At 73.1% G+C, this 21093-nt stretch carries 24 protein-coding genes; 8 read left to right on the top strand and 16 right to left on the bottom strand.

All coding sequences use genetic code 11. The features are described from left to right. Positions 1–1678, top strand: a 1678-nt coding sequence (gene lepA / locus IEZ00_RS06225) for a translation elongation factor 4 (RefSeq protein ID WP_229795148.1), incomplete at its 5' end; no start/stop codon positions are given. Between the two features lies 1 nt (position 1679). On the opposite strand, the gene IEZ00_RS06220 is transcribed toward lepA, so the two are convergent. Next, entirely contained in the window at positions 1680–2525 is an 846-nt protein-coding gene (locus IEZ00_RS06220) for a ketopantoate reductase family protein (protein WP_189222086.1), read from the bottom strand. A 49-nt stretch (positions 2526–2574) separates the two neighbouring features. Here IEZ00_RS06220 and IEZ00_RS06215 point away from each other — a divergent pair, with 49 nt between their 5' ends. After that, positions 2575–3090 carry a winged helix-turn-helix transcriptional regulator gene (locus tag IEZ00_RS06215; protein WP_209615721.1) on the top strand — a complete coding sequence of 172 codons (516 nt, stop codon included), beginning with the start codon at positions 2575–2577 and terminating at the stop codon, positions 3088–3090. A 57-nt stretch (positions 3091–3147) separates the two neighbouring features. Here the strand turns inward: IEZ00_RS06215 and IEZ00_RS06210 are convergent, their stop codons facing one another. Both IEZ00_RS06210 and IEZ00_RS06205 read right to left on the bottom strand, forming a co-directional pair. After that, positions 3148–3369, bottom strand: coding sequence for a hypothetical protein (locus IEZ00_RS06210; protein WP_189222085.1), 222 nt, complete (start codon positions 3367–3369; stop codon positions 3148–3150). 99 nt (positions 3370–3468) lie between these two features. After that, entirely contained in the window at positions 3469–3900 is a 432-nt protein-coding gene (locus IEZ00_RS06205) for an HD domain-containing protein (protein ID WP_189222084.1), read from the bottom strand. A 67-nt stretch (positions 3901–3967) separates the two neighbouring features. Between IEZ00_RS06205 and IEZ00_RS06200 the strand changes: the two genes are divergently transcribed. Together IEZ00_RS06200 and IEZ00_RS06195 are read left to right on the top strand one after the other, a co-directional pair. Then, on the top strand, positions 3968–5005 hold the full coding sequence (locus IEZ00_RS06200) for an NAD(P)H-dependent flavin oxidoreductase (RefSeq protein WP_189222083.1): 1038 nt from the start codon (positions 3968–3970) through the stop codon (positions 5003–5005). A 28-nt stretch (positions 5006–5033) separates the two neighbouring features. Continuing rightward, a complete protein-coding gene (locus IEZ00_RS06195) occupies positions 5034–6662 on the top strand; it encodes a DUF885 domain-containing protein (RefSeq protein ID WP_189222082.1) in 1629 nt (542 codons plus the stop codon). On the opposite strand, the gene IEZ00_RS06190 is transcribed toward IEZ00_RS06195, so the two are convergent. Together IEZ00_RS06190 and IEZ00_RS06185 are read right to left on the bottom strand one after the other, a co-directional pair. Beyond that, positions 6651–8099 (bottom strand): amino acid permease, encoded by a 1449-nt coding sequence (locus IEZ00_RS06190; RefSeq protein ID WP_189222081.1) that lies wholly within the window; start codon positions 8097–8099, stop codon positions 6651–6653. The two genes, IEZ00_RS06195 and IEZ00_RS06190, sit on opposite strands and share 12 nt — an antisense overlap. 111 nt (positions 8100–8210) lie before the next feature. After that, entirely contained in the window at positions 8211–9176 is a 966-nt protein-coding gene (locus tag IEZ00_RS06185; RefSeq protein WP_189222080.1) for a zinc-binding dehydrogenase, read from the bottom strand. A gap of 67 nt (positions 9177–9243) precedes the next feature. Between IEZ00_RS06185 and IEZ00_RS06180 the strand changes: the two genes are divergently transcribed. The 3 genes from IEZ00_RS06180 to IEZ00_RS06170 are packed head-to-tail and all read left to right on the top strand — an operon-like array spanning position 9244 to position 10217. Next, positions 9244–9495: a hypothetical protein gene (locus IEZ00_RS06180; protein ID WP_189222079.1), complete on the top strand. Its 252-nt coding sequence runs from the start codon at positions 9244–9246 to the stop codon at positions 9493–9495. Positions 9496–9504: 9 nt separating this feature from the next. Continuing rightward, entirely contained in the window at positions 9505–9948 is a 444-nt protein-coding gene (locus IEZ00_RS06175) for a guanyl-specific ribonuclease (protein ID WP_189222078.1), read from the top strand. Between the two features lie 11 nt (positions 9949–9959). Then, complete coding sequence (locus IEZ00_RS06170) at positions 9960–10217, top strand: barstar family protein (protein ID WP_229795280.1); 258 nt, start codon at positions 9960–9962, stop codon at positions 10215–10217. A gap of 12 nt (positions 10218–10229) precedes the next feature. Here the strand turns inward: IEZ00_RS06170 and IEZ00_RS06165 are convergent, their stop codons facing one another. The 11 genes from IEZ00_RS06165 to IEZ00_RS06115 form a co-directional block, all read right to left on the bottom strand. Then, positions 10230–11003 (bottom strand): enoyl-CoA hydratase-related protein, encoded by a 774-nt coding sequence (locus IEZ00_RS06165; RefSeq protein WP_189222076.1) that lies wholly within the window; start codon positions 11001–11003, stop codon positions 10230–10232. A gap of 156 nt (positions 11004–11159) precedes the next feature. Next, complete coding sequence (locus IEZ00_RS06160) at positions 11160–11675, bottom strand: hypothetical protein (protein ID WP_189222075.1); 516 nt, start codon at positions 11673–11675, stop codon at positions 11160–11162. Positions 11676–11730: 55 nt separating this feature from the next. Further along, positions 11731–12465 carry a sirohydrochlorin chelatase gene (locus tag IEZ00_RS06155; protein WP_189222074.1) on the bottom strand — a complete coding sequence of 245 codons (735 nt, stop codon included), beginning with the start codon at positions 12463–12465 and terminating at the stop codon, positions 11731–11733. Next, positions 12462–13346: an ABC transporter permease gene (locus IEZ00_RS06150; RefSeq protein WP_189222073.1), complete on the bottom strand. Its 885-nt coding sequence runs from the start codon at positions 13344–13346 to the stop codon at positions 12462–12464. Before IEZ00_RS06150 ends, IEZ00_RS06155 begins: the two co-directional genes overlap by 4 nt. Further along, positions 13333–14133 carry an ABC transporter ATP-binding protein gene (locus IEZ00_RS06145; protein WP_189222072.1) on the bottom strand — a complete coding sequence of 267 codons (801 nt, stop codon included), beginning with the start codon at positions 14131–14133 and terminating at the stop codon, positions 13333–13335. The genes IEZ00_RS06150 and IEZ00_RS06145 overlap by 14 nt, the downstream gene beginning before the upstream one ends. A gap of 70 nt (positions 14134–14203) precedes the next feature. Then, positions 14204–15274, bottom strand: coding sequence for an ABC transporter substrate-binding protein (locus IEZ00_RS06140; protein WP_189222071.1), 1071 nt, complete (start codon positions 15272–15274; stop codon positions 14204–14206). Positions 15275–15285: 11 nt separating this feature from the next. Continuing rightward, complete coding sequence (locus tag IEZ00_RS06135; protein WP_189222070.1) at positions 15286–16605, bottom strand: sulfate adenylyltransferase subunit 1; 1320 nt, start codon at positions 16603–16605, stop codon at positions 15286–15288. Then, positions 16606–17505, bottom strand: coding sequence for a sulfate adenylyltransferase subunit CysD (gene cysD / locus IEZ00_RS06130; RefSeq protein ID WP_189222069.1), 900 nt, complete (start codon positions 17503–17505; stop codon positions 16606–16608). It lies immediately after the preceding gene. Continuing rightward, entirely contained in the window at positions 17502–18203 is a 702-nt protein-coding gene (locus IEZ00_RS06125; protein WP_189222068.1) for a phosphoadenylyl-sulfate reductase, read from the bottom strand. The genes cysD and IEZ00_RS06125 overlap by 4 nt, the downstream gene beginning before the upstream one ends. Further along, the gene (locus tag IEZ00_RS06120; protein WP_189222067.1) at positions 18200–18358 is read right to left on the bottom strand and encodes an Insertion element protein; all 159 of its coding nucleotides are present in this window, start codon (positions 18356–18358) and stop codon (positions 18200–18202) included. Before IEZ00_RS06120 ends, IEZ00_RS06125 begins: the two co-directional genes overlap by 4 nt. Further along, a complete protein-coding gene (locus tag IEZ00_RS06115; protein WP_189222066.1) occupies positions 18355–20037 on the bottom strand; it encodes a nitrite/sulfite reductase in 1683 nt (560 codons plus the stop codon). The genes IEZ00_RS06120 and IEZ00_RS06115 overlap by 4 nt, the downstream gene beginning before the upstream one ends. Before the next feature lie 291 nt (positions 20038–20328). On the opposite strand from IEZ00_RS06115, the gene IEZ00_RS36280 reads away from it, so the two are divergent. After that, the coding region (locus IEZ00_RS36280; protein WP_229795146.1) for a coproporphyrinogen-III oxidase family protein at positions 20329–21093 on the top strand (765 nt) is incomplete at its 3' end.

Genomic DNA, 21093 nt, shown 5'->3' with positions numbered 1-21093 from the left:
CATCGAGCGCGAGCGCGGCATCACGATCAAGGCGCAGAACGTGCGCCTGCCCTGGCAGTTGGACGGGCAGGACCACGTGCTGCACATGATCGACACGCCGGGCCACGTCGACTTCACCTACGAGGTCTCCCGCGCGCTGGAGGCGTGCGAGGGCACGATCCTGCTGGTCGACGCGGCGCAGGGGATCGAGGCGCAGACGCTGGCCAACCTGTACCTGGCGATGGAGAACGACCTCACCATCATCCCGGTGCTCAACAAGATCGACCTGCCCGCCGCCGACCCGGACAAGTACGCCAAGGAGCTGGCGCACATCGTCGGGTGCGAGCCGGAGGAGGTGCTGCGGGTCTCCGCCAAGACCGGTCTGGGCGTGGAGGCGCTGCTGGACGAGGTGGTGCGGCGGGTGCCCGCACCGGTCGGCCAGGCCGACGCGCCCGCCCGCGCGATGATCTTCGACTCGGTCTACGACACCTACCGCGGCGTGGTCACCTACATCCGCGTGGTGGACGGCCGGATCACCCCGCGCGAGCGCATCCGGATGATGTCCACCAACGCCACCCACGAGCTGCTGGAGGTGGGCATCATCTCCCCGGAGCCCAAGCCCAGCGCGGGCCTGGGCGTCGGCGAGGTGGGCTACCTGATCACCGGCGTGAAGGACGTCCGCCAGTCCAAGGTCGGCGACACGGTGACCGCGGAGCGCAAGGGCGCGACCGAGCCGCTGGCCGGCTACCGCGAGCCCAAGCCGATGGTCTACTCGGGCCTGTACCCGGTGGACGGCTCGGACTACCCCGAGCTGCGCGAGGCGCTGGAGAAGCTGCAGCTCAACGACGCCGCGCTGACCTTCGAGCCGGAGACCTCCGCGGCGCTGGGCTTCGGCTTCCGCTGCGGCTTCCTGGGCCTGCTGCACCTGGAGATCACCCGCGACCGGCTGGAGCGCGAGTTCGGCCTTGACCTGATCTCCACCGCGCCGAACGTGGTCTACCGGGTGGTCATGGAGGACGGCTCCGAGCACGTGGTGACCAACCCGTCGGACTGGCCGGAGGGCAAGCGGGCCGAGGTCTACGAGCCGGTCACCAAGTGCACCATCATCGCGCCCAGCGACTACATCGGCGCGATCATGGAGCTGTGCCAGTCCAAGCGCGGCCAGCTCGGCGGCATGGACTACCTGTCCGAGGACCGGGTCGAGCTGCGCTACACGATGCCGCTGGGCGAGATCATCTTCGACTTCTTCGACGCGCTGAAGTCCCGCACCCGCGGCTACGCCTCGCTGGACTACGAGGAGGCGGGCGAGCAGAGCGCGGAGCTGGTCAAGGTCGACATCCTGCTGCAGGGCGAGGCGGTGGACGCCTTCAGCGCCATCGTGCACAAGGACCACGCCTACGGCTACGGCACGAAGATGGCCACCAAGCTGCGCGAGCTGATCCCCCGCCAGCAGTTCGAGGTGCCCATCCAGGCCGCGATCGGCTCGCGGGTCATCGCCCGCGAGACGATCCGCGCGATCCGCAAGGACGTGCTGGCCAAGTGCTACGGCGGTGACATCACCCGCAAGCGCAAGCTGCTGGAGAAGCAGAAGGAAGGCAAGAAGCGGATGAAGATGGTGGGGCGCGTCGAGGTGCCCCAGGAGGCCTTCGTCGCCGCGCTGTCGACCGAGGACTCCGGCAAGGACAAGGGCAAGAAGTAGTTCAGGCGTCGAGGATCGCGCGCACGGCGGCGGCGGTGGCGGTGGCCTTGTCGACGCCGAGCGCGCGCAGCACCGGTCCGGCGATCGCGTCCAGCTCCAGCGGGCGGCCGGAGCGGAAGTCCCGCAGCATCGACGACTGCATGGTGTCCGGCATGGCGTGCAGCCGGGCTTCCACGGCGTCCGCGTCCACCACGACGGACCGCGTCGCGGCGGCTGCCGCCGTCTCGTCGACCAGGGCGCGCAGCGCGCCGCTCTCCCTGACCTCGCCGATGGGCGCGTTCGCGCTGGTGGTGGCCAGGGCCAGCGGGGCGAGGAAGGTCAGCTTGCGCCACAGCACGGTCACCTCGTCCGGGTGCTCGGCCACGGTGAGCCCGGCGGCCCGCAGCAGGCGGGCGACCTCGGGGTCGGCCACCCCGATGTCGGCCATCCCGGACAGCTGCTCGACCACGCCCGGCCGGTGCCGCACGGCCTCCACCGCGATGCTGGCCGCGACCACCCGCGCCGCCGGGTAGAGGGCGCGCAACAGCTTCGGGTGGTCCACGCCGTTGAGCAGCGGCACCAGCGTCGCGCCGCCGAGCACCGCGGCGGGCACCCGCTGCAGCGCGGGCAGCAGGTCGGTCGCCTTGACCGCCACGAACAGCACGTCCACCGGCTCGGCCAACCAGGGCCGCGCCGAGGGCCGGGTCACCGACTCGCCGTCGGGCGCGCGGAGCACCAGCCCGCGCGCGGTGATCTCGGCCGCCGTGCGGTCGGTGGCCACCACGGTCACCTCGTGGCCCGCGGTGCCCAGCCGTGCCGCCAGCACCCCGCCGACTCCGCCCGGTCCGAGCACGCCGATCTTCGCCACAGTCGCCTCCCAGTCGCTTCCACTGTGGAAGTGACCTTAGCGCGGTACAGTGGCTTCCACAACGGAAGTCGAGGGGTTCGCCGTGCGGCACAAGAGCTTCGGGGACATGGACTGCCCCACCGCGCAGGCGCTGGACCAGGTCGGCGAGTGGTGGAGCCTGCTGGTGGTGCGCGACGCCCTGCACGGGCTGACCCGCTTCGACGAGTTCCAGCGCAGCCTGGGCATCTCCCCGAACTCGCTGACCCGCAGGCTCACCGAGCTGGTCGACGCGGGCCTGCTGGTCCGCCGCCGCTACCAGGAGCGCCCACCGCGCGACGAGTACGTGCTGACCGACCGGGGGCGCGACCTGCAACCGGTGGTGGAGGCCATGGCCGCCTGGGGGCGGCGGCACGCGGACCGTCAGGGCGCCGTGCGGCTGGTGGACGCGGCCACCGGGCAGGTGGCCGACCCGGTGCTGGTCGACCGCCGCACCGGCAAGCCGATCACCCCGGACGAGTTCCGCTACGCGGCCACGGAGCGGGCGCACCCCGCCAAGCGGGACCGGCTGCCGCCCGCCCCCGCCTGAACATGCGAAAGGGCCCTCAGGACGTCCCTGTCCTGAAGGCCCTCACAAGTGCGGCGATCAGCTGTGGTCGCGGATCAGCCGGTCCTGAGCCTGGCGGCGGAGGATCGCTTCGAGCTCCCGCGCCTCGTGCGCCGAGTGGCGGGCGAGGATGGCTTCCAGGTCCATCCGGGCGCTGGGGGTGTCGTAGGCGGCCAGCTCGCGGGCCAGCTCCGCGTGACGCCTGCGGAGTGCCCGTCGCGTGGCGAAGTACGTGCGAACGGTCTTGAGAGCCGTGGTCATGTCGCCTTTCGGGTCGATCTATCTGGATCGGTTCACCTCCATGATGCCGCACTTCAGGGGCTTGGGTGGCGATCTCGGACGTGACTTCCGCCGCAAAGGTCACGAGCAGGTGTCGAGCAGTTGAAGCGCACGTGCGTACTTGTCGCGCAGGCGTGTCCGAGTCGCCGCGTCGAGCCGCGCCATGCGCTCCGGGGAGGTGTTGTCGGCGATGTCCGCGCGCTTCACCACGACGGCCACCGGGTCGGCGGCCACGCGGGACAGGTAGTCCTCCTGCGACTCGCCGGGCAGGTGGGTCAGCGCCACGACGGTGTCGACCACCGGCCTCGGGCAGCCCGCGGCGAGCAGGTCGGCGGCGCTGACCCCGGTGTCCTCCACGACGTCGTGCAGCACGGCGGCCATCCGGGCGTGGTCGCCGGTCACCCGCTCCATCACGCGCAGCGGGTGGCCGATGTAGGGGCGCCCGGACTTGTCCACCTGTCCCTCGTGCGCCGCTCGGGCGATGCGGACCGCGTCCGCCACGGTGAAAGCCATGCCGACCATGGTCACACCCGCTGCGCGGGTGGGGGCGGGACCGCCCGGTTCCGGTTATCGTCTGGCCATGCTGGACCAACTGAGGGTGCCGGTCATCGCCGCGCCGATGGCGGGCGGCGCGTCCACCCCGGAACTGGTCGCGGAGGTCACCCGCGCGGGCGCGTTCGGCTTCCTGGCGGGCGGCCTGCTCACCGCCGAGGCGCTCGCCGACCAGATCGCCGCCACCACCGCGCTGACCTCCGGGCCCTTCGGGGTCAACCTGTTCGTGCCCGGCACCGCGTCGGGCGCGGACCTGAGCGGCTACCGCGAGCGGGTGCGCGAGACTGCGGGCACCGAACCGGGCACGCCGCACTGGGACGACGACGAGTACCCGGCCAAGCTGGAGCTGGTGACCGCGCTGCGCGTCCCGGTGGTCTCGTTCACCTTCGGCCTGCCGCTGGTGCGGGAGGTGGCCAGGCTCAAGGCGGCGGGCTCCCTGGTCGTGGTCACGGTCACCACCGCCGCCGAGGCCGCGCAGGCCGCGCGGATCGGCGCGGACGTGCTGTGCGTGCAGGGCGCGGACGCGGGCGGGCACCGAGGCACGCTGGCCGACGACGGCGTCTCGCCCGGCGGCGGCGAGCTGCTCGGCGTGCTCGCCGCGCTGCGCCTGGTCCGCGCCGCGGTGGACCTGCCGCTGGTGGCGGCCGGTGGCCTGGTGCACGGCGCGGACGTGGCCGCGGTGGTCACCGCGGGCGCGGTGGCCGCCCAGCTGGGCACCGCCTTCCTGCTCTGCCCGGAGGCGGGCACCTCCCCGCCGCACCGCAGGGCCCTCGTCGACGGCACCCGCCCCACCGCGCTGACCAGGGCCTTCAGCGGACGTCCCGCGCGCGGGCTGGTGAACCGGTTCCTGACCAGGCACACCGGGCAGGCGCCCGCCGCCTACCCGGAGGTGCACCACCTCACCAAGCCCGTGCGGGCCACCGGCGACCCCGAGCTGATGTCGCTGTGGGCCGGGCAGACCTACTCCCTGGCCCGCCCGGCGCCCGCCGCAGAAGTCGTACAACGGCTGCACCTTGAGGCGCGCCAAGCCGTTTCCGATGCAATCACGCGGATTTCACCGCTGTAGCAACGGTTCCTGCGGTCAGAATGTCGGGATGACCACAGCGCGCGAGCTCGCCGACGACCTGTTCACGCTGGTGCTGGACGACAACCCGATCATGGCCACGCTGATCGGCGTGCCCGGCTGGGACGACCGCCTGCCCGACCCCGGCGCCGAAGCGGCGGCGTCGAGCAGGCGCAGGGCCCTGGAACTGGCCCGGCTCGCCGAGGCGGGTGACGACGACCCGGTCACCCGCGCCGTGGTCGCGCAGCAGGCGCGCGGCGTGGTGGGCGAGCTGGACGCGCGGCTGATCGAGCACACCTACGCCGAGGGCCTCAACGCGCCGGTGCCGCTGCTGTTAACGGGCATGTCGCTGGTGCGGCCGCGGCACGAGCGGGCCAGGCGCGACTACCTGACCAGGCTGGCCGCGATCCCGGACTACCTGGACGCGCTGGGCCGCAGGCAGCGCGCGTCCGACCGGCGGCCGCTGGCGCACCTGGTCGCCGCCGCCGTCGCCCGCCTGGACCGCTACCTCGCCGACCCCGGTGGCGACCCGCTGCGCAAGCCGGAGCTGGACGAGGGCTCGGCGCGCGAGCGGGACGAGCTGCTGGCGGGCGCGGTGCGGCCCGCGTTCGCCCGCTACCGCGAGCTGCTGGTCACCGAGATCGCGCCGCGCGGCCGGGGCGAGGACCAGCCGGGCCTGTGCTGGCTGCCCGACGGCCGCGAGCGCTACGCCGAACTGGTCCGCGTGCGCACCACCACCGAGCACACCCCCGAGCAGCTGCACCGCACCGGGCTGGAGCTGCTCGCCGCGCTGGACCGGGAGTACGAGCAGATCGGGGCGCGGGTGTTCGGCCCGGTGCCCGCGGCGCGGGTGCGGGCGCGGCTGCTGGCCGACCCGGCGCTGCGCTGGGCGGACGCGGCGGAGATGCTGGCGCTGGCCGAGCGGGCCATCGCGCGCGCCGAGCTGGTGGCGGTGGACTGGTTCGGCCGGGTGCCCGGCGCCCGCTGCGCGGTGGCGGCGGTGCCCGAGGACGACGCGCCCAACGCCCCGCTGGCCTACTACGTCGACCCGGCGCTGGACGGCAGCCGGCCGGGCACCTACTTCGTCAACACCCACCAGGCCGAGCTGCGCGACCGGTTCAGCGCCGAGGCGACCGCGTTCCACGAGGGCGTGCCCGGCCACCACTTCCAGATCTCGCTGGCCCAGCAGCTCACCGAGCTGCCGCTGCTGCGCCGGTTCGCGGCCTTCGAGGCCTACCTGGAGGGCTGGGCGCTCTACGCCGAGCGGCTGGCCGACGAGATGGGCCTGTACAGCGACGACGTGGCGCGGCTGGGGATGCTGTCGGCGGACTCGCTGCGCGCGGCCCGGCTGGTGGTGGACACCGGGCTGCACGCGCTGGGCTGGTCGCGGCAGCGGGCCGTGGAGTACCTGCGCGCCAACGCGGTGATGCCGGAGGTGGACATCCGGTCCGAAGTGGACCGCTACATCGAAGCCCCCGCGCAGGCGCTGTCGTACATGGTGGGGCGGCTGGAGCTGCAGCGCCTGCGCGGGGACGCCCAGCGGCGGCTGGGCGACCGCTTCGACATCAGGGCCTTCCACGACGTGGTGCTCGGCGGCGGCCCGCTGCCGCTGGGCGTGCTGGCCGACGTGGTCGACCAGTGGTGCCGGTCAGTCCCGTGACGACCGCTCCAGCAGCGAGTGCCGCTTGCCGTAGGCGAAGTAGACCACCAGGCCGATGGCGAACCAGACCGCGAACCGCAGCCACGTCTCCGGCGCGAGGAAGGTGATCAGCCACAGCGAGAACACCACGCCGATGACCGGCACCACCGGCATGCCCGGCGTCTTGAAGGTGCGCGGCAGGTCGGGCCTGCGGTAGCGCAGCACGATCACCGCGACGCAGACCACCACGAACGCCAGCAGGATGCCGATGTTGGTCAGCTCGGCCGCCTCGGCGATGGGCAGGAAGCCCGCGATGACCGCCGACGCCACGCCCAGCGCCCACGTGGTGCGGGTGGGCACGTGCTTGACCGGGTGGGTCCTGGCGAACCAGCGCGGCAGCAGCCCGTCGCGGCTCATCGAGTAGCCGACCCGCGCGGCGCCCATGAGGAAGGTGAACAGCACGGTGGTGATGCCCAGGATGGCGCCCACGGAGATGACGATGCCCAGCGCGGGCAGGCCGACGTCGGCGAACGCGGAGGCGAAGGCGCTCTCGCTGTCCACGTCGGTGTAGTTGACCATGCCGGTGAGCACCAGGCAGGCCAGCACGTACAGCACCATGGAGATGGCCAGCGAGTAGATGATCGCCTTGGGCATGTGCCGCTGGGAGTCCTTGGACTCCTCGGCCGCGGTGCTCATCGCGTCGTAGCCGAAGACGGCGAAGAAGACCGTGGCCGCGCCGGTGAGCGCGCCCGAGACGCCGAAGGGGAAGAACGGGTCGTAGTTGTCGGTGTTGATGTGGAACGCGCCGACCACGATCACCAGGAGCACCACGGCGACCTTCAGGTAGACCAGCGTGGTCTCGAAGCGGGCGGCGTTCTTCATGCCCGTGTTGAGCACGAACGCGATCAGCAGGCACAGCAGCGCGGCGAACAGGTCGACCTTGTAGCTGCCCGAGGCGACCCCGTCCGGTTCGGTGCCGGGGGCGCCCATCATCCAGGTGGGCAGGTGCAGCCCGAGCAGGTCGAGCAGCTCGTTGAAGTAGCCGCTGATGCCGATGGCCACCACGGCCACGATGGCGGTGTACTCCAGCAGCAGGTCCCAGCCGATGAACCAGCCGACGATCTCGCCGAGCACCGCGTAGCCGTAGGTGTAGGCGCTGCCCGCCTTGGGGATCAGGCCCACGAACTCGGCGTAGGAGAAGGCCGCGGCGGCGCTGGCGATGCCCGCGACCAGGAACGAGATGAGCACCGCGGGTCCGGCGGTCTTGTTGGCCACCGCGCCCGCGAGGGAGAAGATGCCCGCGCCGATGATGCCGCCGATGCCGATGGCGGTCAGCTGCCACAGCCCCAGCGTCCTGCTCAGCGACTCGGAACCCGCGGCCTCGTCGCCGATCTGCTCGATGGGCTTGCGGCGGAACACGCCACTGCCCCGGCCGAAGCCGCCCTGCACGGAGGTCATAGCCCGCTCCTCGGTGAAGTGGTGTGCGGCGAACCGTACGCGTGCGGATTCTCACCGTGTTTGTGCGGTTGGACCACCCGGCGGGGCGTTCGTTGTCCGATCAGCCGAAGATCAGCGGGTGAAGACGATCTTCCCCGCGGTGTCGCCGTCCAGCATGGCCCGCAGGCCCTCCTCGGCCCGCTCCAGCGGCAGCTCGCGGCCGATCCTCGGGCGCAGCCCGTTGAGGTCGCAGAAGGACAGCAGGTCCGCCAGCTCCTCGCGGGTGCCCATGGTGGAGCCGACCACGCGCAGCTGCAGGAAGAACAGCCGCTGCAGCTCGGCGGCGGTGGCGTCGCCGCTGGTCGCCCCGGAGATCACCACGACGCCGCCGGGCTTGAGCGACTTCATCGAGTGCGACCAGGTGGCCTTGCCGACCGTCTCGAACACCGCGTCCACCCGCTCGGGCAGCCGCGCGCCGGACTCGAAGGTCGCGTGCGCGCCCAGCGACTCGGCCAGCGCCCGCTTCCGCTCGGTGCGGCCGGTGGCCCACACCCGGAAACCCGCCGCCCGGCCCAGCTGCACCAGCGCCGTGGCCACCCCGCCGGAGGCGCCCTGCACCAGCATCGTCTGCCCAGGGCGCAGCCCCGACTTCACGAACAGCATCCGGTACGCGGTCAGCCAGGCGGTGCCCATGCACGCGGCCTCGGCGAAGCTCAGGCCCGCGGGCTTGGGCAGCGCGTTGCGCGCGGGCACGACCGCGTAGTCGGCGAAGGTGCCCTGGTACTTCTCGGTCAGCAGGGTGCGCTTGGGGTCCAGGGTCTCGTCGCCGGTCCACGCCGGGTCGCCGATGACCGAGTGCAGCACCACCTCGGTGCCGTCGTCGAGCACGCCCGCGCCGTCGCAGCCCAGGATCATCGGGAACCGCTCGGCCTTGATGCCCACCCCGCGCAGCGTCCACAGGTCGTGCATGTTCAGGCTGGCCGCGCTGATCCGGACCCGCACCCAGCCCTCGGGGACCTCCGGGTCGGGGCGCTCACCCACGCGCAGTGCTGCCAGTGGGTCCTGCGGGCTCGGCTCGGCTGCGTAGACGGCGAACATGCGGCCGAACCTACCGGTGCCGGGCGGCCTCGCGCGGTGAGCCGCGCCACGGGACTAGGCTCGGGGTGTGCTGGACGGGATCGCGCAGTGGTGGGACGGGGTGGAGCTGTGGCTCGCCCAGCTGGCGTTCCCCTTCCAGTTCGCGCTGGTCATGGCCGTGCTGCTGCCCGCGTGCCTGGGCGTGGCGCGGTTCATCGACCGGGTGGTCGACGACGCTTCGGCGCGGATCAGCGGCGACCCGCAGGCCGAGCCGCCGGTGGGCGCCTCGCCGGAGGACGTGCGGGAGCCCCGCCAGGCCGACGCCGGGAGCCGTTCGTAGGCTGACCGGGTGACTCCCGCTCGCCGCCTCACCGTCGCCCTCGTCGGCCTGATCGCCCTGGTCGTGGTCGGGTACTTCGCCAGGGACGTGGGCGGCGGCAGCACCGCCCCGACCTCCGCCCCCGCCACTTCCGCCCCGGCATCCGGGGTGCCCGGCGCCGACTCCGGGCTGCCGGTCGAGCCGCTGTCGCGGCTGCCCGCCGAGGCCGCGCGGACCTGGCAGCTGATCGGCCGGGGCGGCCCGTTCCCGCACCCGGAGCACGACGGCGCGCGGTTCCACAACCGGGAGCGGCGGCTGCCCGCCAAGTCGGGTGAGTACTACCGCGAGTACACCGTGCCCACGCCCGGCAGCCCCGACCGGGGAGCGCGGCGGCTGGTCACCGGCGAGCGGGACGAGGTGTACTACACCGGTGACCACTACGAGTCGTTCGTCGTCGTGGACGTGACGCGGTGATCCACCGGCACGTGGTGCGGCGGGGCGCGCTGGGCCGGGCCGAGGCGCTGGCCGCGATCGGGGAGGCGCTGGAGTTCCCCGACTGGTACGGGCACAACCTGGACGCGCTCTACGACTGCCTGACCGACCTGTCCTGGCTGCCCGAGGGCGAGCACGTGCTGGTCTGGGAGCGGGGCGGCGACCCGGCCGTGCGGGCGGTGCTGGAGGAGGCCCGGCACCGCCTCGCCGAGGTGGCGGCCAAGCGCACGCTGACCGTGGCCGACCGCTGACCGGTCGCCCGATCAGTCCGCGGGCACCCACGAGGGCTTGCGCTTGCCGACGAAGGCCGCGATGCCCTCCTGCCCCTCGGGGCCGCCGAAGTGCCTGGCCGACAGCTCCAGCATGTCGGCGAAGGCCGGGCCCAGCTCGGCGGGCCGGGGCTGCTGGAGCATCCGCTTGGTCGCCGCCAGCGCGCCGGGCGCGCCCAGCGCGAGCATGCCGGTGTAGCGGTCGACCTCGGCGTCGAGCCGGTCGGCGGGCACCGCGGAGTTGATCAGGCCGATGGCCGCGGCGCGGTCGGCGGCGAAGGTCTCGCCGGTGAGGAACAGCTCGTGCGCGGCGCGGGGCAGCAGGCGGGGCAGCACGGTCACCGAGATGACCGCGGGCACCACGCCGATGCGCACCTCGCTGAACGCGAAGGTGGCCGTGTCGGCGGCCACCGCGATGTCGCACGCGGCCACCAGTCCCACGCCGCCCGCGCGGGCGGGGCCCGCCAGCTTCGCCACCACCGGCTTCGGGCTGGTCCACAGCCGCTCCAGGATGGCAGGGAACTCGTTGACGCCCTGCCGCTCGGCGTCCGCGCCCGCGGCTTCCTTGAGGTCCATGCCGGAGCAGAACACCGGCCCGGTGTGGGTCAGCACGACCACGCGCACGGCGTCGTCGTCGATCGCGGTCCGCAGGCAGGAGGTCAGCTCCCGGCGCAGCCGCGCGGACAGGGCGTTGCGGTTGTGCGGGGAGTCCAGCGTGATCGTCGCGACGCCGCGCCGCACCTCGTAGTGGACCAGCTCGTCTGCCATGGGCCGCACTCTACGAGGCGCACGATCAGTTCACCCGCCCGTGCATCCCCTTCGAGGCGGATCATGGGGTAAGCTCGTGTCAGCCTTCCCCAGTAGGGGGAGGAAGTGAGCCCAGGTGCGCTTCCGGACGGTTGCTGCCTGGGCTTCGCGCTTTTCTCAGCCGACTTCAACCACTTCCGCGATGAGCGGGTTCACCCGTCGCCGCCAATCGCTTCCCGCTCCGTGGCACCAGGCCACCGCGTCGCTGATCCACAAGGCGGGTTCGGCGGAAGCCTGGATGTGCTCGTAGACCAGTCCGGCTTCCCTGGCCTTGGTCCGATTGGCGATCGCCACCCGGTCCCGCTTGTTGCTCGCGACATCTCGCGAGTCCAGCACCAAGCGGGTCACGCCCAGCGCGATGGCATCGGTGACCAGGTGTTCCAGCACCTCCGCGCGCACCGCCTCACCCCGCCCCGGTCGCGTGTACAGGCGAACGCGGAAACCCGCTCGCACCAGTTGGGAAACCACGACCTTACGTCGTGAATCCTTTTCGGATTTGAAGTGCACCCGGCGTTCGCCCGGCAGCAGGAGTCCGCGCATCAACGTCCTCGTGGAATGCAGTGCGAAAGGCTCCAACAAGGTGCCCACCAGGCGGTAGCCGTTGCGCTCGGACTCGTCGACGAACAGGTGCATCCACAAAGGATCGCACCTTCGCCTGCACTGCTCGTAACCGGTCGTGCACTCACCGTCAAGCCGACCTGGTGTGCCGCTCCCCGGTCAGCGCCGCCGCGTACCGGTGCAGCACCAGCTCCGCCACCTCCGGGTCGGCCCCCAGCGGCTCGGCCACCACCGCCTCCGGCCCGGCCAGCGCGGCGACCCGGTCCGGCAGCCGCCCCGGCGCCAGGAACCACGAGGCGACCGCGATCCGCCGTGCCCCCCGCTCCCGCAGCCGCGCCACCGCCGAGGGCACGTCCGGCGCGGCCGACGCGGCGAACGCGGGTTCCACCCCGGCCCACCCCGACCCGGCCGCCCAGCGCGCCGCGATGGCGGCCACCGCGGCGTTGGCCGGTGCGTGCGAGGACCCCGCCCCGGCCAGCACCACGCCCAGGTCGCGGTCCCCGAACCGGACGCCCCGCGCGGCCAGCCGCCGCAGCGCCGCCGACTCCAGCCGGGGGTCCGGCCCGAGCACGTCGGCGATGGTCACCTCCAGCGCGGGCAGCCGGGCCTCGGCCACCGCGCCCGGCACGTCCACCCGCGCGTGGTACGCCTCACCCAGCAGCAGCGGCACCACCACCGCCGACCGGTGCCCGTCGCCGCGCACCGCCCGCAGCACGTCACCCAGCCGGGGCGCGGACAGGTCCAGGAACGACCCGCGCACGTCCAGCGCGGGCCGCAGCGCCCGCACCACGTCGAGCAGCTCGTGCACCGTCGCCGCCGAACGCGGGTCGCGGCTGCCGTGCGCCACGGCCACCAGGGCGGTCACTGCAGCGCCCCGGTCAGCCCGCGCGCCCGCAGCACGGCCCGCTCCAGCGGCCGGAACACCAGCAGCTCGATGCCCACGCCCACCAGCAGGATCAGGAAGATCGCCGCGATCACCATCGAGATGTCGTTGAGCGACGCGCCGTTGTGCAGGTACTGGCCCAGGCCCTCGCCCAGCTGCGGCGAGGTGGCGATGATCTCCGCGGCCATCAGCGAGCGCCACGAGAACGCCCACCCCTGCTTCAACCCCGCCAGGTAGCCCGGCAGCGCGGCGGGCAGCAGGATGTGCCTGGCCGCCGCGAGCTTGCCCGCGCCCAGCGCCTGGCCCACCCTCGGCAGCAGCGGCGGGATCTGGTCCACGCCCGAGACCAGGCCGTTGGCGATCGAGGGCACCGAGCCCATCAGCACCACGAAGTAGATCGTGGCGGGGGTGGCGCCGAACCACAGGATGCCCGCGGGCACCCAGGCCACCGACGGCAGCGACTGCAGGCCGGTCAGCAGCGACCCGATGGCCGCGCGGACCACCCGCACCTTGGCGATCAGCAGCCCCAGCGGGGTGGCGATCACCACCGCGGTCAGGAAGCCGAGCACCGCCCGGTGCACCGAGGTCCACAGCACCTCGAACGCCCGGCCGCTGCGCACCGCCTCGGTCACCGCCGCCCACACCGCGGCGGGCGCGGGCAGCTGGTACTCCGGCCAGAACGCCAGCGCCCACAGCGCCTGCCACACGCCGATCAGCAGCGCGAACGCGATGATCGGCGGCAGCGCGGTGCGCAGGAACCGCTTGCCCGGCGACGCGCGCTGCTCGCCCGGCGGCGCGTCCAGCGCGTCCAGCCCCGCCCCGACCGCGGCGAGGTCGTTGTCCACGGTGTCAGGCTGCGGCATGACCGCTGATCACCTCGCGCAGGTGGGCCGTCACGTCGGAGATCAGCTCGGCCTCGTCGGCGGCCCCGCCGACCCCCGCCGTGGACCACTCGCGCACCACGCGGCCCGGCCGCGAGGACAGCAGCACCACGCGCTGCCCCAACCGCACCGCCTCGCGCACGTCGTGGGTGACGAACAGGATCGCGGTGGAGGTCTCCCGCCACACCCGGACCAGTTCGGCCTGCAGCACGTCGCGGGTGATCGCGTCCAGCGCGGCGAACGGCTCGTCCATCAGCAGCAGGCCGGGCGTGCCGTCCTCGGCGCTGCCCAGGGTGGAGGCCAGGGCGCGGGCCAGCGCCACCCGCTGGCGCATCCCGCCGGACAGCTCGTGCGGGCGCTTGCCGCCCGCCTCGGCCAGCCGCACCAGCGACAGCAGCTCGCTGGCCTTGGCCCGGCGCGGGCCGCGCTTGAGCCCGGCCAGCCGCAGCGGCAGCTCCACGTTGCGCGCGGCGGTCAGCCACGGCATCAGCGCGGCCTCCTGGAACATCACCGCCGGGCGCGAGGTGGTCAGCTCGATGCTGCCCGCGGTGGGCTGGTCCAGGCCGGCGACGAGGTTGAGCAGGGTGCTCTTGCCGCAGCCGGACGCGCCCAGCAGGCACACGAACTCGCCGGGGGCGACCCGCAGGTCGACGCCGTCGAGCGCGGTCACCGCGTGCGCGCCGTGGCCGAAGCTCTTGCGCACCCCGGACAGGGTCACCGCGGCCGCGGTGTCGGACTGGGCGGTCGGGGTGTCGAGCGTGGCGGTCATGGTGTGCCTGCCTTCCTGCGCCGAGTCACTTGGGCCTGAGTCACTTGGGCCTGAGTCACTTGGACCCGAGTTACTTCTTGTCCAGTCCGGCGGTGTCCACGGCGGGCTTGCCCGCCGCCGCCAGCACCTTGTTGAGCAGCGTGAAGTCCGCGAGCCCGGCCACGTCGGCGGCCTTGCCGGACACGCCCGCGGTCACCGCGTCCTGCGCCAGCCGGGGGAAGCTGGCGGCCTGCGGGTCCGCGGTCAGCTCGATGTTGCCGAAGGCGCGGTCGAGCACCGCCGCGCCCAGCGCCTTGCCGGTCAGCTTCTCCAGCGCGGTGTTGACCACCCGCTTGGCCTCCTCGGCGTTGGTCCCCGCGTAGTCGATCGCGGCGACGTGCCCGCGCAGCAGGGCTTCCACGGTCTGCGGGTGCTGCCGCAGGAACTCGGTGCGCACCAGCAGCACGGTGGTCGGGAACCTGCCGCCCTCCCACAGCGACTTCTCGTCCACCAGCACCTTGGCCCCCGCGTCGACCACCAGCCGGGAGGACCACGGCTCGGGCGCCCACGCGCCGTGCACGTCGCCCCTGCGGAACAGGTCCAGGCTCTGCGAGTTCTCGATGTTGGTGACGGTCACCGCGTCCGCGCCCTCGCCTGCGGTGAGCTGCTGGTCGGCCAGCCACTTCTTCAGCGCCACGTCCTGGGTGTTGCCCAGCTGCGGGGTGGTGACGACCTTGCCCTTGAGGTCGGCGGGCGCGGTGATCTCCGGCTTGACCACCAGCTGCGCGCCGCCGGAGGTGGCGCCCGCGACCAGCCGCACGGCCTCGCCGCCGGACTTGGCGTAGGCGTTGATCGCCGGGCCGGAGCCGATGAACGTCGCGTCCAGCGACCCGCCCAGCAGCGCGTTGACCGCGTCGGGGCCCGCGTTGAACGTCTGCGTGGTCAGCTTGGTCCCGCCCAGCTCCTCGGCGAAGAAGCCCTTGTCCACGCCGATCAGCGCGGAGGCGTGGGTGACGTTGGGGAAGTACCCCAGCCGCAGCTCGGCGGCGGCGCCCTGGTCCCGCGCGCCCGCGGCGTCCTCCCCGCGGTCGATGCGGGAGCACCCGGACAGTGCGGCCAGCGCGACCAGGGAGGCGGCGAGGAGGCGACGTCTGGTGATCAAGGTGACCTCTTTCAGGGGCCGGGGGAGACCAGGGCGTGGCTGTCGGTGTCGTCGGCCGCCCCGTCCAGCTCGGGCAGCGGCGCGCCGACCAGGCCCGCCGCGAGCGTGCCGCCGTCGGCGGTGTCGATGACCAGGAACGCGCCGGTGCGCCGGTCGCGGGTGTAGTCGTCCACCGGGACCGGTTCGGCGGTGCGCACCGCGACCTGGCCGATCTCGTTGAGCCGCAACGACTCGGGGTTCTCGGTGCTGGCCAGCCGCTGCTCGTCGAAGCGGGTGCGCAGCTGGGTGACGATGGCCTGGACGGTGCGCGTGCCGTGCTTGACCAGCACCCGCGCGCCCGGCCGCAGCGGCTTGTCCGACAGCCAGCACACGGTGGCGTCGAACTCGTCGGTCACCCGCGGCGGGTTGGCCGAGGTGGCGATCAGGTCGCCGCGGGAGATGTCCAGCTCGTGCGCCAGCAGCAGGGTCACCGACTGGCCCGCGACGGCCTCGGCCAGCGGGCCGTCGGCGGTGTCGATCCGCTCCACGGTGCTGCGCAGCCCGCCGGGCAGCACGGCGATCTCGTCGCCCACCCGCACGGTGCCGGAGGCGACCTGGCCCGCGTAGCCCCGGTAGTCCGGGTGCTCGGGCGTGCGCGGGCGGATCACGTACTGCACCGGGAAGCGGAACGGCGCGTCGTGCGGGTCCGGCTCGACCGGCACGGTCTCCAGGTGCTCCAGCAGCGTCGGGCCGGAGTACCAGGGGGTGTTGGCCGAGCGCTCCACCACGTTGTCGCCCGCCAGCGCGGAGACCGGGATCTCCAGCACGGCGTCCTCGGGGAAGCCCAGCGCGGTGGCGTGCGCGGTGAACTCCTTGGCGATGCGGGAGAAGGTGACCTGGTCGTAGTCGACCAGGTCGATCTTGTTCACCGCCAGCACCAGCCGCGGCACGCCCAGCAGCGCCAGCACCGCGGCGTGCCTGCGGGTCTGCTCGACCACGCCCTTGCGCGCGTCGACCAGCAGCACGCCCAGCTGGGCGGTGGACGCGCCGGTGACCGTGTTGCGGGTGTACTGCACGTGCCCCGGCGTGTCGGCGAGCACGAAGGAGCGGCGCGGCGTGGCGAAGTAGCGGTAGGCCACGTCGATGGTGATGCCCTGCTCGCGCTCCGAGCGCAGCCCGTCCACCAGCAGCGACAGGTCCGGGGTGGTCAGGCCGCGGTCGGCGCTGGCCCGGTGCACCGCGTCCAGGGTGTCGGCCAGCACCGACTTGGTGTCGTAGAGCAACCGCCCGACCAGCGTGGACTTGCCGTCGTCCACGCTGCCCGCGGTGGCCAGCCTCAACAGGTCGCTCATCTAGAAGTAGCCCTCCCGCTTGCGGTCCTCCATGGCGGCCTCGGACAGCCGGTCGTCGGCGCGCGTGGCGCCGCGCTCGGTCAGCCGCGACGCCGAGACCTCGGCGATGACGGCCTCGATGTCCGCGGCGTCGGACTCCACCGCGCCGGTGCACGAGCCGTCGCCCACGGTGCGGTAGCGCACCGTCTTCTCCACCAGCGCCTCGCCCTCGCGCGGCCCGCCCCACGGGCCCTCGGCCAGCCACATGCCGTCGCGCAGGTAGACCTCGCGCCGGTGGGCGTAGTAGATCGAGGGCAGCTCGATGCGCTCGCGGGCGATGTAGCGCCACACGTCCAGCTCGGTCCAGTTCGACAGCGGGAACACCCGCACGTGCTCGCCCGCGCGGTGCCTGCCGTTGTAGAGGTTCCACAGCTCCGGGCGCTGCCTGCGCGGCTCCCACTGGCCGAAGGCGTTGCGCAGGCTGAAGATCCGCTCCTTGGCCCGCGCCCGCTCCTCGTCGCGGCGGCCGCCGCCGAAGACCGCGTCGAACCGGTGCTCGGTGATCGCGTCCAGCAGCGGCACGGTCTGCAGCGGGTTGCGCGTGCCGTCGGGCCGCTCGGTGAGCCTGCCGTCGTCGAGGTAGTCCTGCACGCGGGCCACCTCCAGGCGCAGCCCGTGCCGGGCCACCACCCGGTCGCGGAACTCGATGACCTCGTCGAAGTTGTGCCCGGTGTCCACGTGCAGCAGCGGGAAGGGCACCGGCGCGGGCCAGAACGCCTTGATCGCCAGGTGCACCAGCAGCGTGGAGTCCTTGCCGCCGGAGAACAGGATCACCGGCCGGTCGAACTCGCCCGCCACCTCGCGGAAGATGTGGATCGCCTCGGATTCCAGGCGGTCCAGGGTGTCCAGTGCGGTGGTCATCCGTGCAACCCGCATTCGGTCTTGGCCAGGCCTGCCCACCGGCCGCTGCGCGGGTCGGCGCCCGGCAGCGGCTTGGCGGTGCACGGCGCGCAGCCGATCGAGGGATAACCCGCCTGCACCAGGGGGTTCTCCAGGATTCCGTGCTCGGCGATGTAGGCGTTGAACTCGTCGTCGGTCCACGCCGCGATCGGGTTGACCTTCACCAGCCCGTTGCGCTCGTCCCACTGCACGATCGGGGTGCCTGCCCGCGTCGGCGCGTCCGTGCGCCGCACGCCGGTGACCCAGGCGTCGTAGTCGGACAGCGTGCGCCGCAGCGGGATCACCTTGCGCAGCTGGCAGCAGCGGTTGGGGTCGGTCCGGTGCAGCAGCCCGAACTCGGCCTCCTGCTCGGCCACCGACCGCTCGGCCGCGGCGTTGACGATGCGCACCTCGGGGTAGACCAGGTCCACCGCGTCACGGGTGCCGATGGTCTCGGCGAAGTGGTAGCCGGTCTCCAGGAACAGCACGTCCACGTCCGGCTTGACCTTGGTGGCCAGGTCGATCAGCACGGCGTCCTGCATGTTCGACGCGACGATCCAGCTCTCGCCGAACGTGCGCGCGGTCCACTCCAGCGCTTCCAGCGCGGTGGCCTCGGCCAGTTCGGCCGACGCGGCCTCCGCGATCACCCTGAGCTCGTCGGCCCTCGTCGGGGCGGTCATCGCTGCACCTCCTGGGGAAGGTTGAGACCCACGAACTTGACGCTGAACACCCGGCGGCAGGAGGCGCACAGCCAGGCGTGGCCGGGCTCCTCCTGAGGACGCAGGTCCTCGTCGCCGCAGTACGGGCAGTAGAACGGGGTCGCCCGCTCGCTCACCGCAACGCACCCTCTTCCGCTCGGGCCACCCACCGCGCGAAGCGCTCGTCCGGTTCGCGCTGGGCGAGGAAGTTGCGCACCACGCGCTCCACGTAGTCGGGCAGCTCGGCCGCGGTGACCTTGTGGCCGCGCAGCTTGCGGCCGAACCCGGCGTCCAGGCCCAGCCCGCCGCCCAGGTGCACCTGGAACCCCTCGACCTGCCTGCCCTCGGCGTCGGTGACGATCTGCCCCTTGAGCCCGATGTCCGCGGTCTGGATGCGGGCGCAGGAGTTGGGGCAGCCGTTGATGTGCACCGAGATCGGCGCGGTGACCCCGGCCACCACGTCGGCCAGCCTGGCCTCCAGCGCGGCGACCAGCTCCACCGCGCGGGCCTTGGTCTCGACGATGGCCAGCTTGCAGAACTCGATGCCGGTGCAGGCCATCACCCCGCGCCGCCACGGCGAGGGCTCGGTCTGCAGACCCAGCTCGGCCAGGTCCGCCTGCAAGGCGGGAACCTCGGCCTCGGGCACGTCGAGCACGACCAGCTTCTGCTGCGGGGTCAGCCGGACCCGCCCCGACCCCGCCCGCTCGGCGGCCTTGGCCACCTCGACCAGCGTCGAACCCGACACCCGGCCCGCGACGGGTGCCGCGCCCACGTAGTGCAGGCCGTCCTTCTGGCGGTGCACGCCGATGTGGTCGCGCGGCACGTCGGGCACCTCCGGCGCGGGGCCGTCGACCAGCGGGCGCTTGAGGTACTCGGTCTCCAGCACCTCGCGGAACTTCTCCGCGCCCCAGTCGGCCACCAGGAACTTCAGCCGCGCCCGGTTGCGCAGGCGGCGGTAGCCGTAGTCGCGGAAGACGCTGATCACGCCCTCCCACACGTCGGGCACCTCGTCCAGCGGCACCCACGCGCCCAGCCGCTTGCCGATCATCGGGTTGGTGGACAGGCCGCCGCCGACCCACAGGTCGAAGCCGGGGCCGTGCTCGGGGTGCACCACGCCGACGAAGGCCACGTCGTGCACCTCGTGCGCCACGTCGGGCAGCCCGGAGATCGCGGTCTTGAACTTGCGCGGCAGGTTGGCGAAGCGGGGGTCGCCGATGTAGCGGCGCAGGATCTCGTCGATGGCCGGGGTGCCGTCGAGCACCTCGTCCTCGGCGATGCCCGCAACCGGCGAGCCGAGGATGACGCGCGGGCTGTCGCCGCACGCCTCCATCGTGGTCAGCCCCGCCGCCTCCAGCCGCTGCCAGATCGTCGGCACGTCCTCGATGCGGATCCAGTGGTACTGGATGTTCTGCCGGTCGGTGATGTCGGCGGTGTCGCGCGCGTAGGTCTGGGACAGCTCGCCGATCAGCGCCAGCTGGGCGGTGGTCAGCCCGCCGCCGTCGATGCGCACCCGCAGCATGAAGTACTCGTCGTCGAGCTCCTCCGGCTCCAACGTGGCCGTGCGGCCGCCGTCGATACCGGGCTTGCGCTGGGTGTAGAGGCCGTACCAGCGGAAACGGCCGCGCAGATCGGCCGGGTCGATGGAGTCGAAGCCGCCGCGGGCGTAGATGTTCTCGATCCGCGCCCGGACGTTGAGCGGGTTGTCGTCCTTCTTGCTCCGCTCGTTGGGGTTGAGCGGCTCGCGGTAGCCCAGCGCCCACTGCCCCTCGCCTCGGCGCTGCCTGGCGCGCTGGGGCGTCGTCGTCGGGGGGACCATGTGTCGTCCTCCGGGATTTCGGGGCGCCGGCGCGCGTGCGAGTCCCGGTGGAACCGTGGTGGGGTCTCGTCAGCGCACCCGGCGCCGACGGGAACAGAAGGTGGCGCGGGTTATGCCGAGCGGCGGCACATCGCGCTGGAGACGCGCCGGAAGTCCACGTGGCGGCGGACCACCAGGCGCACTCCGTTCGACGTCATGCCAGTCAGCGTGCCACGCGCCCACTGCGTGGTCCACCGCCATCCGAATGGTGGGACGGACTCGCCGCGCCTGGTAGATGGGACAATGGCGGCCATGCCCTCCGCTCTGCCCGCGGGTGATCCCGCGCCCCCCGACGGCTCGCTGCCCCCGGCCGCGCTGACCGGTCTGGGCGCGCGCCCGTTCGGCGTCTACGTGCACGTGCCGTTCTGCGCGACCCGCTGCGGCTACTGCGACTTCAACACCTACACCGCCGGTGAGCTGGGCACTTCTGCCTCCCCGCAGTCCTGGCTGGAAGGTCTGCGGCGCGAGCTGGACCTGGCCGCGCGGGTGCTGGGCACCCCGCCCGCCGCGCGGACGGTGTTCGTCGGCGGTGGCACCCCGTCACTGCTCGGCTCCGCCGGGTTGGCCGACGTGCTCGACGCGGTGCGCTCCTCGTTCGGCCTGGCGCCCGGCGCGGAGGTCACCACCGAGTCCAACCCCGAGTCCACCTCGCCGGAGTTCTTCGCCGAGATCCGCCAGGCCGGCTACACCAGGGTGTCGCTGGGGATGCAGTCCGCGGCCCGCCACGTGCTGGCCGTGCTCGACCGCGCGCACACCCCCGGCCGCCCGGTGGCCGCCGCCCGCGAGGCCCGCGCGGCCGGCTTCGACCACGTCAACCTCGACCTGATCTACGGCACCCCCGGCGAGTCCGCGGACGACCTGCGGGCGTCGCTGGACGCGGTGCGCTCGGCGGGCGTGGACCACGTCTCGGCCTACGCGCTGATCGTGGAGGAGGGCACCGCGCTGGCCCGCCGCGTGCGCCGCGGCGAGCTGCCCATGCCCGACGACGACGTGCTCGCCGACAAGTACGAGCTGATC

Origin of the sequence: Saccharothrix coeruleofusca (genome assembly GCF_014648515.1) — a bacterium.
Taxonomy (GTDB): domain Bacteria; phylum Actinomycetota; class Actinomycetes; order Mycobacteriales; family Pseudonocardiaceae; genus Actinosynnema; species Actinosynnema coeruleofuscum.
Note: the sequence above shows the minus strand (reverse complement) of the source record. Positions and strands in the feature narration are given on the sequence as shown.